Here is a 13,036-nt window from a genome sequence, read left to right as displayed (position 1 = left end):
GCGAGGGAAAGACCGGTTTGAGGCAGTTTTTGCGCTCTTTTGAGGCGAATAGTCGCTCTCTTTAACGAAAAAGAGCGCGAAAAATGACCAAGTCCGGCTTTTCCGCAGTAGGACAGTCCTAAGTCCGACAGGCTGCTAGGCCTGGCGGGTCTAAGTGTGGCGTCTAGTTTAGGCGCCGTGGCATTTCTTGAATTTTTTCTGGCTGCCGCATGGGCAGGGATCATTGCGGCCAACATCCTTCAGCGGGTTGCGCACTGGCTCTGCGTGAGCGTGGCCGCAGTCGGGACCATGCACGTGGCCCTGGTCGTGGCTGTGCTGATGTTGCTGATCGTGGTCGTGGTCGTGCTGGCAGTCGGGGCCGTGAACATGGGGCTCTTGTTGCATGGGGCTTACTCCGGGATGTAGTTGCCGGGGATTATCTCGCCATTACGCTCAAGGTGCACGCTGCGTCCAAACATCAACCCGGTTTTTACTTCGCCCTGCAGCTGATAGCTGATGGGCTCGGTTGGGTCTTCGAGTAGATTGACGATCTGTTTAAGGTGGCGCCAGAGGTTGGTGCGCACCGGGATCGCAAAATTCTGGTGGCCTTTGGCTGGAATGACGAAGTCGCGATCAGACTCGCCTTCGGCCAGTGGCACGCCATTGAGCCTGACCTTGTAGTGCAAGAAACGCACTGGCAAGCTCATGTTGTTGGGGTTGTCGATGCGAAAGTGCAGGACGAATTTTTGCTCAAGCAGCTTGGCCTTGACCACATCGACTTTTAACAGGCGAACGCTGGGGTCGCGCAAGTCATCGCTGATTAAACTGGAACAGCCAGCAAAACACAGCAGCAGGCCAAGGCTCAGCAGCGTGCAAAGAAGTTTTCTGATGAGGGCCGGGTGAAACATTCGCTACTCCAATCGATGGCGCAGTGTAACAAGCGGTTGCTTGGCCGCAACCTGTTGTTTAGATGAAAAAATCTGCGCCATACTAGGCCCAGAATCGTACAGGAGTGTGACCATGATCCGCTTTGAAATTGCCTTTTCCGGCCACTTGGTGGCGGGTGCTCCACTTGCAACGGTGCAGGCCAATATGGCCCGGTTATTTCAAGCGGATGCGCAGCGGATTGCCTTGCTGTTTTCCGGGCGGCGGATGGTGATCAAAAACAATCTGGACGCCGCATCAGCCGAGAAATACCGGCTCACTCTGGAGCGTGCTGGCGCCGTGGTCGAGGTCGTGGCCATGGTGGTTGAAGAGATTGAACTGGCCGCGCCGCCGGCAGCTGCCCCGACGTTGCCCGTCACCGCAGCTGCGGCTGTCGGTACTCAAGCGCCGGGACGATTACAGGTGTTGCCGCGGGATGAATATATGGCGGCCTTCGCCGAGGTTGAGGCCTTGGACTTTGGCATCGCCCCACTGGGGGTGGATTTGCAGGACGCCCAACCTGAAGTCGCGCCGCCTGCGGTGGATTTTTCCCAGTTCAGTCTGGCCCCGGCGGGCAGCGATATGGGCCAGGTAAAGGCCGAACCGGCGGCGCCAGCGCCAGATACCTCGCACCTTAAATTGCAGTAAGACGCTAGATGCCGGTATGGGGTGCTCTCTCTGCTTGCTAGTGGTGCTGTATCAAGCCAAATAAGGTGCGCAGCATTTTTTAAATTTCTGCCCGCCGCCGCAAGGGCAGGGATCATTGCGGGTGGCTTTGAGCGGTACGCTGGGGTCGATGAAGTACCACTGCTGTGCAACCTGCACAAAGGCTGAGCGTTCGCGTTGCGCCTGTTCACCCTCCGCATCCCGCCAGCGGGCCATAAAAGTGACAAAGGCGTGGGGTGGATCGCCTGCCAGCAATTGGCTGCTTTCTACTGTGAGGCCAAGCCAGTGGCTTTGGCTGCTCCAGGCACTGATGGCGGCGCGGTCAAGTTGCCCTTGTTGTACCGGCAAGGTGCTACTGACCAGATAATCAATCAAGCCCAATACATAAGCACTGTAGCGCGAGCGCATCAGACGTTCGGCGTCGCGTGGCGGAAAGCCTGCATGGTAACGCCCGCAGCAATCGCTCAGCGCGGCGCCGCTGCCGCAGGGGCAGGGGCAGGCGTGGCTCATGGTTACCACCAGTACTTGCCGAACAGTTGCGGGTTGGCCCAGAACTTGGCATTTAGCCAATCGGGTACCTGTTTGTATTCGCGCAGGTCATAGGTGAACAGGGTCAGGGTTTGCGCATCACGCTGAAACTGCTCGCTGGCTTGCAAGGCCAGTGAGTAGAAGTCGCTCAGCTGCCAGTCGCATGCCTTAAGGTCAACCAGTACCGCCAATTTGCTGGCATTCAGGTTGCGCACACCGGCAAGTAACTGCAGACCGCTGCGCTTGTTTAAGTGCTCCAGGCAATCGACAAAAATCGCCAGGTCAAAGCGCTGCGCAGCAAGTTCCGCCGGTAGGTCGCCGGCCAGCGCATGGGCATAGTGACAATCGGGGTGCGCGACAAGAAAGGCCTGCAGTGCGGGCAACTGGTCTGAGCCGATCAACAGCAAACTTTGCGGTGCGTGCTGGGCAAGTAATGCGGCCAAGGCTTGCTGTGGCGTGCGAGAAGAAAAACGCTCAATCATCAAAAGTCCTCAATGTAGGCGGCAAGACTAGCGCGCCATTACGGGCAGGCCTAGAGCTGGCGCTTTTTAAAAACCCAGTCTTTACTGCAAAAACAATCGGCTTCAGTCCGATCAACTCAGGAGAGCGCGCTTATGAATATGTTTAAGACAACAGTTCCGCTACTGCTGGTCGCTGGCGTGTTAAGTGGTTGCAGTACTTATCAGAAAGGTGACTTGCCGATGTGCGCGGCAATCGGTGGCGTAACCGGGGGCGCGCTGGGGGCGATTGAGAGCTCGACCATGGCTGGCGTTGTTGGCGCTACTGGCGCGGTGTTGAGCGTCGCCTATTGCTGGGTGCATGGTGATGCCGATGGCGATGGGGTGGTGAATAAAACCGACAAGTGCCCTGACACCCCCATAGGCACTCAAGTTGACGAGGTCGGCTGCCCGGTAGAGGTGGCTGTGGTTGAGGAGGTGGTTGAAGTTGTGCAGGTCGATGAAGTCATAGTGGTGGATAACCTGCACTTTGCTTTTAACTCGTCCGAGTTGACCGCGGCGGATAAGTCGGTGCTCGATACTGTTGCCAGTAAACTGCGCCAAGATGCGCCGAATGCCAAGTTGAGTCTGGTTGGTTTTACTGACAGTGTTGGCTCAGACGCTTACAACCTGAAACTGTCCGAACGCCGTGCCATGTCGGTTGCCAACTACCTGGTTGCGGCGGGTGTGCCACAGGCCAATATTGTCGCAGTAGGCGGCATGGGTGAAGCCGATCCAGTGGCGGACAATGCCTCTGCAGATGGCCGCGCGATGAACCGCCGCGTGGTTATAGCGGTAGATAATTAAGCCTTTCGGCTTTTGTCTGTGCCTGTAGTTCACGGCTTGTGAACTACAGAATCCGGGTCTTTACTCCTGTGTTACCGGCATCTGCCGGTGACACAGGAGATACCTACCATGAGAACTCTACTCTCAAGGGCAGCAGTACCCCTTCTTCTGGTCAGTAGTGTTCTTTCTGGTTGCGCCTCTACCAGTAGTAACGGAGATGCGGCGCTCAACGAAAGGAACTGGCCAATTTGTAGTGCGGTTGGTGCTTTGGCGGGCGGTGGCCTAGGTGCTACCGAGAGCTCCGCCTGGGCCGGCGGCGGTGCGGCGATTGGTGCACTGTTTGCTGGGCTGATCTGTTATGCGCAAGATGGTGATGAAGACGCCGATGGCGTGCATGATCGACGCGATACCTGCCCTGGAACCCCGGCCAATACGCCGGTTAATCCCAATGGTTGTGCCATTAAAGTCTACCCAGAGGCAACGGTTCAGGAACCGGTTGCCGCCGCGCAAGATGAGGTCATTATCCTCAGCGATAAGGTCTTGTTTGATTTCGACTCGGCCACCCTAACCCCAGAAGCCAATGATCTACTGGCGCAAATCAGTAACCGGTTAACTGATGGCGCAGTGATTGCTGTCTTGGTGAAAGGCCATACCGACAGTGTTGGCTCGGATGCCTACAACGAAAAACTGTCGAAACGCCGTGCCGACAGCGTGGCAGCCTTTTTGGTGAGCCAAGGCGTGGCGGCTGACAAGGTCAAAACCGAAGGCTTCGGTGAGAGCCAGCCAGTGGCCGATAACGCCACCGATGCCGGCCGCGCACAAAATCGCCGAGTGGAAATTGTGGTCGATCGATAATCTAGCAAGCTGTATCTGAACGGGGGGGGGGGCTCGCAGGCCGTGTGAAAACTACTGTGCAGGCCCCCGTTGTTTTTTCTGCTGGCACTAGGGTCTGTTACCGTTTCATCGCGAGCCGCGTTGCCGCGAGAAATGGCCCCCGGTTAGGCCGCGCCCGCTCCCGGCGGGCTTGCGGCATTCACCCCATCCATGGGGATTGCGCAGGACGCCGGTAATGGTTATTCCCTTGCCAAGTCCTGCAACAACAGCGGGGGCCATTTCCCGCGCAACCCGAAGGGCCGGGCCTGTTTTTGCGCGAGGCGGCGTTTCTCGTCGCTCATTTGGAACAACCAAACCACGCTCCTCGGGCCTTGCCTTGCGCAAAAACAGGCTCCGGCGCGGCCGTGAATGAAACGGCAACAAACCCTAGCCCCCGGCGCAACTTAGCAGTTATGGTGCGAGCAAATAAAACCTGTAAAGGGCGGGCAATATGCGATTTTTTTTGCGACTGGGGAAGTTGCTGGCACTGCTGTTTTGGGCGCTGGTGCTGGTAAATCTGTTGGCAAGTTTTGCGAAGCCCTTTGGCGTGCTTCTGCACGTGGCTGGCGCTTCGGTTTTGCTCATTCACGGGCTTGAATTACTGCTGTTCAACGCACGCTTAGAGCAGCGTCCGCGACCCTGGTTAGAGCGTCTGCAAGTGCTGCTGTTTGGGGCGTTTCATCTGTTTGGCTTGCCGCCAGCGACACTGCTGGAGGTTGAGCATGCGTAATTTATGCTGGCTGGCCCTCTTGAGTTGCTCTTGGGCCTTGGCCGATACGCAGGTAAAGGTCGAGGCCAATACCTTGCTGCGGCTCCCGGCGGGCGGCACGACCTTGGTGCTAAAACGCTTGGAGGTGGCTGAGCATGCCACCTTGTTATTGCCCGCCAACCTTAACGAACTACAGGTTGCTGAGCTGCTGTTGGGCCAGGATGCGCATATTGGTATCGCGCCCAGCACCCAAGGGTTTCGCCTAGTGGTGCTGCATGGTGAGTTGGCCGCTGGTAGCCATATCAGTACCCGTGGCGCTGCCGGCAGCAGCAAAAAGCCGGCGCTGGCGGGGCGCGATCTGAATCTGCGTTTGGAGAATGTCCGGCTCAGTGATCTGACGGTGGATCTGCGCGGTGGCGTAGGCGCTGCCGGTCAGCATGGCCTGGACGGGCTGGCGGGTGAGGCGGGCGGTTGCCTTTGGGGGCAGGCGAGCGACGGTGAGAGCGGTCAGTCGGCGGGCAATGGTCAGCCGGGCGCGGCCGGTGGTCAGTTGCGTTTAGAAGTGCCGACAAATTTTGACCCACAGGTGCTGAAATTTAATCTGCAAGGTGGTGCGGGTGGCGCAGCAGGCATCGCCGGCCAGGGTGGGCGTGGCGGCGCAGTGAATAACTGTCTGCTCTACGACGCCGCCGGCGGTAGCGCAGGCCAAGCCGGTGCTGCCGGCAAAGCGGGTAGTTCTGGCCCGGATGGCAGCTTTAACCGAGTGGCTTTAGCGCCGACAGGCCTCTGAGGCTATGACTTGCCGGCGCGCACCGGAGGCGCCGGCAAGTCTTCAGAAGTTCGGCCGGGCGGCGGCGATAGCCACCAAGCTCAAACCCAGCAACAGATTAAAACCGACCAAGCGGCGAATTTTCCCCAGGGCGCTGGCGCCGGCCGGCCAGTCTTCGTTGCTTACGGCTTGACGCAACTGCGGCAGTTGCAGCAATTGCACCCGCAGAAACAGCGCCAGCATGGCGATATACAGGCCCATCATCACCTGCACGCTTTTCGGCGCGCCGGCAAAACCGGCGAAGCGCGACTCCAGCATGGCCACACCGCTGATCGGCAGTAGCACAATCGTCAACCACACCCATTGAAAGAAGCGCCGAAACACCTCCAGCCATAATGTCAGGCGAGCGGGCCCTTGCAGGGCGCTGACCGCCGCGGGGCGCAGGATCATCCAGGCGAAGAACATGCCGCCTACCCAGATCAGGGCACTGAGTACGTGCAGGGCATAGAAGACGCTGTCGAGGGTGAGGAGGCTGTCGAGGGGCATGGGTAAAGTTCCTGTCTGTCGGTAATGGCTTTGGCGGGCATTATCATAGCCGCCCGGTTAAACTACTGAAAATTTATCCAGTCTTTTGTCCTTCGTAGAACTCCATGCTCAGTACTGAACTCAAGTCGACAATCCAGGGCGCTTATTCGCGCTTTCTCGAAGCCAAGGGCCTGAAGGCGCGCTATGGCCAACGGCTGATGATCGCCGAGGTGGCCAAAGCCTTGGGCTCCATCAGTACCGATGAGGACAACCGGCGTGACGGTGATCCTGCCGTGGTGGTGGTCGAGGCGGGCACCGGCACCGGTAAAACCGTGGCCTATTGCCTGGCCACCATTCCGCTGGCCAAAGCCGCCGGTAAACGGCTGGTGATCGCCACTGCGACTGTGGCGTTGCAAGAGCAGGTGGTGCACAAGGATTTGCCGGATATCTTGCGTAACAGCGGGCTGAATTTCAGCTTCGCCCTGGCCAAGGGCCGCGGCCGTTATCTGTGCTTGTCCAAGCTCGATTTATTGCTGCAAGAGGGCCAGGCGCAAAGTGCCACCGCGCAGCTGTTTGCCGAAGAGGGTTTCAGCATTGCAGTCGATGAGCGCAGTCAAAAGCTGTTTACTCAGATGATCGAGAAACTCGCCGGCAATCACTGGGACGGCGACCGCGACAGCTGGTCTGAGGCGCTGGAAGATCCGGATTGGGCGCGCCTGACCACCGATCACAGCCAATGCACCAATCGCCATTGCCCGAATTTCCAGCAGTGCGCCTTTTATAAGGCACGCGAGGGCATGAGTAAGGTCGATGTGATTGTCACCAACCACGACATGGTGCTGGCCGACCTGGCCCTGGGCGGCGGTGCGGTGCTGCCCGATCCACGCGATACCCTCTATGTGTTCGATGAAGGCCATCACCTGCCGGACAAAGCCATCGGCCATTTCGCCCACTTTACCCGGCTACGCTCGACCGCCGACTGGCTGGAGCAGACGGCCAAGAACCTGACCAAACTGCTGGCCCAGCATCCGTTGCCCGGTGATCTCGGCCGGCTGATCGAGCAGGTGCCAGAGCTTGCCCGCGAGATCAAAACCCAGCAGCAATTTATGTTCAGCGCCTGCGAGCAGTTGGCGGATTTTCGCGCCGGCGAAGATATGCAGGGCCGCGAGCGTCCGCGCCACCGTTTTGCCGGCGGGCTGGTGCCGGAACATTTGCGCGAGATGGCGATTGAGTTGAAGAAGGGTTTTGCGCGCTTGAACGATCTGTTCACCCGCCTGACTGATCTGCTCAAAAAAGCCATGGATGGCGAGGTCAGCATTGGCATCGCCAGCCATCAGGCCGAGGAGTGGTATCCGCTGTTTGGTAGCTTGCTGACGCGCGCCCAGGGCAATTGGGAGTTATGGACGGCCTTTAGCACCGAAGACCCGCAGGACAATCCGCCGATGGCCCGCTGGCTAAGTTTGGCCGAGAGTGGCGCGTTGTTTGATATTGAGGTCAATGCCAGCCCGATTCTGGCTGCCGAAACCTTGCGCCGTAATCTGTGGAATGTCGCTTATGGTGCGGTGGTGACGTCGGCCACGCTAACGGCGCTGGGCACCTTCGATCGATACAGAATGCGCGCCGGCTTGCCTAAAGGCGCGGTGACCACTGTGGCGCCGAGCCCTTTCCAGCATGCCGATGCCGGAGTGTTGCGGGTGCCTGATCTGCGCGCCGATCCACGAGATTCGGTGGCCCATACGGCGGCGATCATTCGTGAATTGCCGGGGTTGGTGGAGGGTTCACGCGGCACCTTGGTGCTGTTTTCCTCGCGCAAGCAGATGCAGGAAGTGTTCGACGGTCTGGAGCGCGAGTGGCGCAAGCGGGTGTTTATTCAGGGCAATTTGTCCAAGCAAGAAACCTTGAATAAGCACAAAGCGCGAGTCGATGGCGGTGAGGCCAGCGTGTTGTTCGGTTTGGCCAGTTTTGCCGAAGGGGTGGATTTGCCCGGCGCCTATTGCGAGCACGTGGTGATTGCCAAGATTCCTTTCGCGGTGCCGGATGATCCGGTGGAGGCGGCCTTGTCTGAGTGGATCGAGGCGCGCGGCGGTAATCCCTTTATGGAATTGGCCGTGCCGGATGCCTCATTGCGCTTGGTGCAGGCCTGTGGGCGTTTGCTGCGCACCGAGGAAGATCGTGGAACTATCACTCTGCTGGATCGGCGGGTGGTGACCCAGCGTTATGGCAAGGCGATTTTGAACGCCTTGCCACCGTTTCGGCGGATTATTGATTGAAACTTATGGTTAGCTAAGCAGTTGCGCAAAGGCTTTATCGGCTTCCAGTGATTCCTCTAGTGCGCCAAACAGTTTATCCCGGTCAATGCCCTCAAACAGCGGGCCGTTTAAGGCGGCTTTTGCCTCATCGGTGACGCCGCCATGGGTGCGCACGGTTTCCGCGATGTGCACCGCTTGGGCGATTAGCATTGGTAACACAATGCCAGCGGGTGCTTGAGTGGGACGGGCTTGGTAGGCAATGGCATCCTGAATCAGCTTGGGTAATTGCCAGCGACGGGCGAGTTCGGCGCCGACTTCCGGGAAGCCAAAGCCCAGCTGCAAGGTTTCTAGCGCCACCCGCTGAGCGGCATCGATTTTGCCGCTGCGGTTGAGTTGCGCGGCCAAATCTGGCGCGCCGGTTTGAATCAGTAACTCGCCAATGTTGTGCATCATCCCGCAGGTGAAGGCCGTCTCAACCGCTTCGCCGCGCTGTTTGGCGAGCATCCGGCAGATGCCGGCGACCTGAAAGGTGTGAATCCAGAAGCCTTTAAGGTCGAAGCCTGAGTCGGTTTTAAAGGCACCGGTAACTGCCGAGGCCAGTACCAGGGTGCGAAGGGTATTGAAGCCTAGTCGCATGGCCGCGTCTTCTACGCTGGTGGCCTCGCGCGCGCCTCGAAAACGTGCCGAGTTGGCTAAGCGCAGCACTTTTGCGGCGATCACCGGGTCCAAGGAAATGTTGCGGGCCACGCTGTCAATGTTGGTGCTGGGGTTGTCAAATTGCACAATCAGCTCTTGGGCCACTTTTGGGATGCTTGGCAAACTGTGTAGCTGATTAAAAAGCGCGTTGAGTTCCATGACAGTAGCCCTTGTTGTAGTGGATAAGGAAAACATAGTCAGCAAAGTGGATTTACGCCTTTTGTTTTTACAAACAATGGACCGGTGAAAGACAAAACCCGCAACGGTGCCGCACAATGGCCGCCTTGCCAGCCAGAGGTCCGTTGGCTGCACATATTTAATCTAGGAGCGAGTCACAATGCTGTTGTCTTCCTTTCGTCCGCTGGTTGCCCTGTGCGCGCAGGTAGCCCTGTGTTTTGGCGCGGTATTTTGCGCCCCCGGCGCGCAGGCAGCGGACGGCCAGACGCTGTACAACTTTGTTAAGCCGATGGACGTGGTGCAGGTGGTTACCCGTGATGCCAGCCTGCCGAGCCTGACTGCCGAAGTCAGCAGCGATGGCGAAATTCTGCGTCGGCTAAATTTTAATCAGGCCGCGCAGCCGAGTGTGCGCCTGACCCCACAAAGTGGCAGTTGGGACTGGTCAACCGCTGGCGCCATGAGCCTGCGGGTGCAAAACGCCATGGACTGGGCCTTGACTCTCGAGGTGCAGATTGAAAGTGCCGACGGCAAGGTACTGCGCACCAGCATTGCGTTGCCGGCTGGACCTGCGCAAACCTTGCTGGTGCCGCTGCAAGCAAGTTCGCCATTGATGCAGGGGATGCGCGCCGGGCCGCCAATGCCGTGGCATTACGAGGGCAAGAAGGTGCTGTTGGCCAGTGTCGTGACCGGCGAGTTGCAGGCCAGCCAAGTGGTGGCGGTGAGCCTGTCGTTGAACCAGCCGAATGCCACCCAGAGCATTTTGCTCGGCCGCTTTGGGGTGCAGGATGTGGCGCCCGTACAGGCGGCGGCGTACGCCAATATCGTCGATGCCTATGGTCAGTTTAGTCGCGGCCAGTGGCCGGAAAAAGTCAGCAGCGATGCCCAGCTCAAAGCCGCCGCAGATAAAGAACAAGCACAACTGAAAAACTGGCTAAGCCAGCGGCCCAAGCAAGATCAGTTTGGCGGCTTGCTCAGTGGTCCAAGCTTTGAGGCGAAAGGTTTCTTTCGTACTGAAAAACGCGATGACCGCTGGTACCTGGTCACGCCCGAAGGTCATCCTTTCTACTCGTTGGGTGTCAACACAGTTACCGCCGACAACAGCCCGACCTATGTAGAAGGCCGCGAGTCAATGTTTGCCGCCTTGCCGAAAGAGGGCGAGGCGCTGGCCAGTTATTTCGGCAGCGCCGATAACCGCAGTGATACCGGTTCAGCCAAAGGCCGGGCGTTTGGCCACGGCCGCTGGTTTGATTTTTATGGTGCGAACCTGGAACGCAGCTACGGTAAGCAACCCCAGGCTAATTGGGTGACCAATACCCTCGATCGCCTGCAAGCCTGGGGCTTTAACACCATCGGCAACTGGAGTGAGCCGGCGCTAATCGCCGCGCAGCGGGTGCCTTACACCATTCCGCTGTTGATTCATGGCGACTACGCCACCATCAGCACCGGGCTGGATTGGTGGGGTGGCATGCCCGATCCTTTTGACCCGCGCTTTGCTTTGGCCACCGAGCGGGCCGTGGCGATTGCCGCCCGTGACCATCGTGATGACCCTTGGTTGCTCGGTTATTTCGCCGATAACGAGCTGGCCTGGGCCGATCAGGGCACCGAGCCCAAGGCCCGTTATGCGCTGGCCTATAACACCCTGCGTTTGAGCACCGATGTACCAGCCAAACGGGCATTTCTTAAGTTGTTGCGCGACAAGTACCGCAATCAACAGGGGCTTTCCAAGGCCTGGGGCATTGAGTTACCGGCCTGGGAGTTGATGGAAGACCCAGGCTTCCAAGCGCCGCTACCGAGCGCCGAGCATCCGGCCATTGAGGCGGATTTACAGCGGTTTCAACGCTTGTTTGCCGATACCTACTTCAAAACCATCACCGAGTCGCTGAAGTGGCACTCGCCAAATCACCTGTTGCTCGGTGGCCGTTTTGCCATCAGCACCCCGGAGGCGGTGGCCGCCTGCGCGCAGTATTGCGATGTGCTGAGTTTTAACTTCTATACCCGCGAGCCACAGCATGGCTATGACTTTGCTGTTTTGCGTACCTTGGACAAGCCGGTAATGGTCACCGAGTTTCACTTCGGCTCGCGTGACCGTGGACCGTTCTGGGGCGGTGTCAGCGAGGTCTACAGCGAGGAAGAGCGCGCGCCAGCCTATGCCAACTTCCTCAAGCAGGCGCTGGCCGAGCCATTGATTGTCGGTGTGCACTGGTTTCAGTACCTCGATCAACCGCTCAGCGGCCGCTTACTCGATGGCGAGAACGGTCACCTCGGACTGGTAGGTATTACCGATCGACCTTTCCAGGGTTTTGTTGAAGGGGTGCGCAAGGCCAACTTGGCGCTGGCCAAAGACGGTTTGCCGGCACCCGCCAAGAGCGCGCCGTAAAGCTTGTTTGGCCTAGCTCAAGAGCCGTTTACGGCTCTTGAGCTATTCCCAGGTGAGCGGTGCGCTGCACTAATACCGCTTATTTCACTCTTGCCGCAGGAGTTGGCGCGTGCAGATTCAGGGTTATTTTGATTTTCAGTTTGAAGCGGTTAAAGACGCCTTCGCCGCGCTATTTACTGAGCCGCAGCAACGTGGTGGCGCTCTTTGTATTCAGATTGGCGGGCAAACGGTAGTCGATATCTGGACCGGTGTCGCCGACAAAGACGGCGTCCAGGCGTGGCAGACCGACACCATCGTCAATCTGTTTTCCTGCACCAAAGCCTTTGCGGCCGTGACTGCCTTGCAGTTGGTGGCGGAGGGCAAGTTGGCCCTCGATGTGCCGGTTGCCAATTACTGGCCTGAATTTGCCTGCGCCGGTAAACAAGCGATCACGCTGCGCCAGTTGCTCTGCCATCAGGCCGGTTTGCCAGCCCTGCGTGAGCTGTTGCCGCCTGAGGCTTTGTATGACTGGAGCCGCATGGCCGCGGCGTTGGCGGCCGAGCAACCTTGGTGGACTCCGGGCGAGGGGCATGGTTATGCCGCTATTACCTATGGCTGGCTGGTCGGTGAGTTGCTGCGTCGGGCCGATGGGCGCGGGCCGGGTGAGTCGATTGTGGCGCGCACCGCCCAGCCGCTCGGACTGGACTTTCATGTCGGCTTGGCCGACAGCGAGTTTTCGCGGGTGGCGCATGTCAGTCGCGTCAAGGGCGATCTGGGCGACGCCGCCGCGCAACGCCTGCTCAAGTGCATGTTCGGCGAACCAAACTCGATGACCACCCGGGCCTTTGCCAATCCGCCCTCAATTATGACCAGCACCAACAAGCCCGAGTGGCGGCGCATGCAGCAGCCGGCCGCGAATGGTCACGGTAATGCCCGCAGCCTGGCCGGTTTTTATAGCGGTTTGCTGGATGGGCGTTTGTTGGACACTGAACTGCTGAGCGAGCTGCGTCGCCAGCACAGCCTCGGCCCAGACCGAACCTTGCTGACCGATACCCGTTTTGGCCTGGGCTGCATGCTTGATCAGCCGGACGTAGCCAACGCCACTTACGGGCTGGGCCCGCAGGCGTTCGGTCACCCTGGTGCCGGTGGCTCGGTGGGTTTCGCCGACCCCGAGCGGGAAGTGGCCTTCGGTTTTGTCACCAATAGCCTGGGGCCTTATGTGTTGATGGACCCGCGCGCGCAACAGCTCGCCCGTGTTCTTGGGCAGTGTTTGTAGCTTGCGCCGCCGGCAACTTGTCGCAG

Annotated in this window: 14 protein-coding genes; 8 read left to right on the top strand and 6 right to left on the bottom strand. The window is 58.9% G+C overall.

The annotated features are described in order from the left end of the window. Positions 1-168: 168 nt before the first annotated feature. Both Q8R10_RS17535 and Q8R10_RS17530 read right to left on the bottom strand, forming a co-directional pair. Complete coding sequence (locus Q8R10_RS17535) at positions 169-384, bottom strand: SEC-C metal-binding domain-containing protein (RefSeq protein WP_305655136.1); 216 nt, start codon at positions 382-384, stop codon at positions 169-171. A gap of 5 nt (positions 385-389) precedes the next feature. After that, positions 390-887 (bottom strand): LEA type 2 family protein, encoded by a 498-nt coding sequence (locus tag Q8R10_RS17530; protein WP_305655135.1) that lies wholly within the window; start codon positions 885-887, stop codon positions 390-392. 112 nt (positions 888-999) lie between these two features. On the opposite strand from Q8R10_RS17530, the gene Q8R10_RS17525 reads away from it, so the two are divergent. Then, positions 1,000-1,551, top strand: coding sequence for a hypothetical protein (locus Q8R10_RS17525; RefSeq protein ID WP_305655134.1), 552 nt, complete (start codon positions 1,000-1,002; stop codon positions 1,549-1,551). Positions 1,552-1,602: 51 nt separating this feature from the next. Here Q8R10_RS17525 and Q8R10_RS17520 read toward each other — a convergent pair whose 3' ends face one another. Beyond that, a complete protein-coding gene (locus tag Q8R10_RS17520; protein ID WP_305655133.1) occupies positions 1,603-2,079 on the bottom strand; it encodes a YchJ family protein in 477 nt (158 codons plus the stop codon). 2 nt (positions 2,080-2,081) lie between these two features. Beyond that, entirely contained in the window at positions 2,082-2,579 is a 498-nt protein-coding gene (locus Q8R10_RS17515; protein ID WP_305655132.1) for a DUF6231 family protein, read from the bottom strand. Positions 2,580-2,711: 132 nt separating this feature from the next. Here Q8R10_RS17515 and Q8R10_RS17510 point away from each other — a divergent pair, with 132 nt between their 5' ends. From Q8R10_RS17510 to Q8R10_RS17495, 4 genes are all read left to right on the top strand, one after another. Beyond that, entirely contained in the window at positions 2,712-3,401 is a 690-nt protein-coding gene (locus Q8R10_RS17510) for an OmpA family protein (RefSeq protein ID WP_305655131.1), read from the top strand. Between the two features lie 108 nt (positions 3,402-3,509). Further along, entirely contained in the window at positions 3,510-4,235 is a 726-nt protein-coding gene (locus Q8R10_RS17505) for an OmpA family protein (protein WP_305655130.1), read from the top strand. A 469-nt stretch (positions 4,236-4,704) separates the two neighbouring features. Continuing rightward, positions 4,705-4,983 carry a DUF1145 domain-containing protein gene (locus Q8R10_RS17500; protein ID WP_305655129.1) on the top strand — a complete coding sequence of 93 codons (279 nt, stop codon included), beginning with the start codon at positions 4,705-4,707 and terminating at the stop codon, positions 4,981-4,983. Further along, positions 4,976-5,752: a collagen-like protein gene (locus Q8R10_RS17495; protein ID WP_305655128.1), complete on the top strand. Its 777-nt coding sequence runs from the start codon at positions 4,976-4,978 to the stop codon at positions 5,750-5,752. The genes Q8R10_RS17500 and Q8R10_RS17495 overlap by 8 nt, the downstream gene beginning before the upstream one ends. A 42-nt stretch (positions 5,753-5,794) precedes the next feature. Here the strand turns inward: Q8R10_RS17495 and Q8R10_RS17490 are convergent, their stop codons facing one another. Next, positions 5,795-6,277, bottom strand: a complete 483-nt coding sequence (locus tag Q8R10_RS17490) for a CopD family protein (RefSeq protein WP_305655127.1) — start codon at positions 6,275-6,277, stop codon at positions 5,795-5,797. 104 nt (positions 6,278-6,381) lie between these two features. On the opposite strand from Q8R10_RS17490, the gene dinG reads away from it, so the two are divergent. Beyond that, entirely contained in the window at positions 6,382-8,526 is a 2,145-nt protein-coding gene (gene dinG / locus Q8R10_RS17485) for an ATP-dependent DNA helicase DinG (protein WP_305655126.1), read from the top strand. A 9-nt stretch (positions 8,527-8,535) separates the two neighbouring features. Here the strand turns inward: dinG and Q8R10_RS17480 are convergent, their stop codons facing one another. Beyond that, the gene (locus Q8R10_RS17480) at positions 8,536-9,360 is read right to left on the bottom strand and encodes an HDOD domain-containing protein (protein WP_305655125.1); all 825 of its coding nucleotides are present in this window, start codon (positions 9,358-9,360) and stop codon (positions 8,536-8,538) included. A gap of 178 nt (positions 9,361-9,538) precedes the next feature. Here Q8R10_RS17480 and Q8R10_RS17475 point away from each other — a divergent pair, with 178 nt between their 5' ends. Both Q8R10_RS17475 and Q8R10_RS17470 read left to right on the top strand, forming a co-directional pair. Beyond that, positions 9,539-11,755, top strand: coding sequence for a beta-galactosidase (locus Q8R10_RS17475; protein ID WP_305655124.1), 2,217 nt, complete (start codon positions 9,539-9,541; stop codon positions 11,753-11,755). Between the two features lie 109 nt (positions 11,756-11,864). Further along, positions 11,865-13,010, top strand: a complete 1,146-nt coding sequence (locus Q8R10_RS17470; protein ID WP_305655123.1) for a serine hydrolase domain-containing protein — start codon at positions 11,865-11,867, stop codon at positions 13,008-13,010. Positions 13,011-13,036 lie beyond the last annotated feature (26 nt).

The sequence above is a fragment of the Pseudomonas sp. genome (genome assembly GCF_030698175.1).
GTDB lineage: Bacteria > Pseudomonadota > Gammaproteobacteria > Pseudomonadales > Pseudomonadaceae > Aquipseudomonas.
Note: the sequence above shows the minus strand (reverse complement) of the source record. Positions and strands in the feature narration are given on the sequence as shown.

What these genes read in the sequence shown, in the direction of transcription:
- Q8R10_RS17535 (WP_305655136.1), bottom strand. Translation starts at nt 384, where the DNA reads ATGCAACAAGAGCCCCATGTTCACGGCCCCGACTGCCAGCACGACCAC.
- Q8R10_RS17530 (WP_305655135.1), bottom strand. Translation starts at nt 887, where the DNA reads ATGTTTCACCCGGCCCTCATCAGAAAACTTCTTTGCACGCTGCTGAGC.
- Q8R10_RS17525 (WP_305655134.1), top strand. Translation starts at nt 1,000, where the DNA reads ATGATCCGCTTTGAAATTGCCTTTTCCGGCCACTTGGTGGCGGGTGCT.
- Q8R10_RS17520 (WP_305655133.1), bottom strand. Translation starts at nt 2,079, where the DNA reads ATGAGCCACGCCTGCCCCTGCCCCTGCGGCAGCGGCGCCGCGCTGAGC.
- Q8R10_RS17515 (WP_305655132.1), bottom strand. Translation starts at nt 2,579, where the DNA reads ATGATTGAGCGTTTTTCTTCTCGCACGCCACAGCAAGCCTTGGCCGCA.
- Q8R10_RS17510 (WP_305655131.1), top strand. Translation starts at nt 2,712, where the DNA reads ATGAATATGTTTAAGACAACAGTTCCGCTACTGCTGGTCGCTGGCGTG.
- Q8R10_RS17505 (WP_305655130.1), top strand. Translation starts at nt 3,510, where the DNA reads ATGAGAACTCTACTCTCAAGGGCAGCAGTACCCCTTCTTCTGGTCAGT.
- Q8R10_RS17500 (WP_305655129.1), top strand. Translation starts at nt 4,705, where the DNA reads ATGCGATTTTTTTTGCGACTGGGGAAGTTGCTGGCACTGCTGTTTTGG.
- Q8R10_RS17495 (WP_305655128.1), top strand. Translation starts at nt 4,976, where the DNA reads ATGCGTAATTTATGCTGGCTGGCCCTCTTGAGTTGCTCTTGGGCCTTG.
- Q8R10_RS17490 (WP_305655127.1), bottom strand. Translation starts at nt 6,277, where the DNA reads ATGCCCCTCGACAGCCTCCTCACCCTCGACAGCGTCTTCTATGCCCTG.
- dinG (WP_305655126.1), top strand. Translation starts at nt 6,382, where the DNA reads ATGCTCAGTACTGAACTCAAGTCGACAATCCAGGGCGCTTATTCGCGC.
- Q8R10_RS17480 (WP_305655125.1), bottom strand. Translation starts at nt 9,360, where the DNA reads ATGGAACTCAACGCGCTTTTTAATCAGCTACACAGTTTGCCAAGCATC.
- Q8R10_RS17475 (WP_305655124.1), top strand. Translation starts at nt 9,539, where the DNA reads ATGCTGTTGTCTTCCTTTCGTCCGCTGGTTGCCCTGTGCGCGCAGGTA.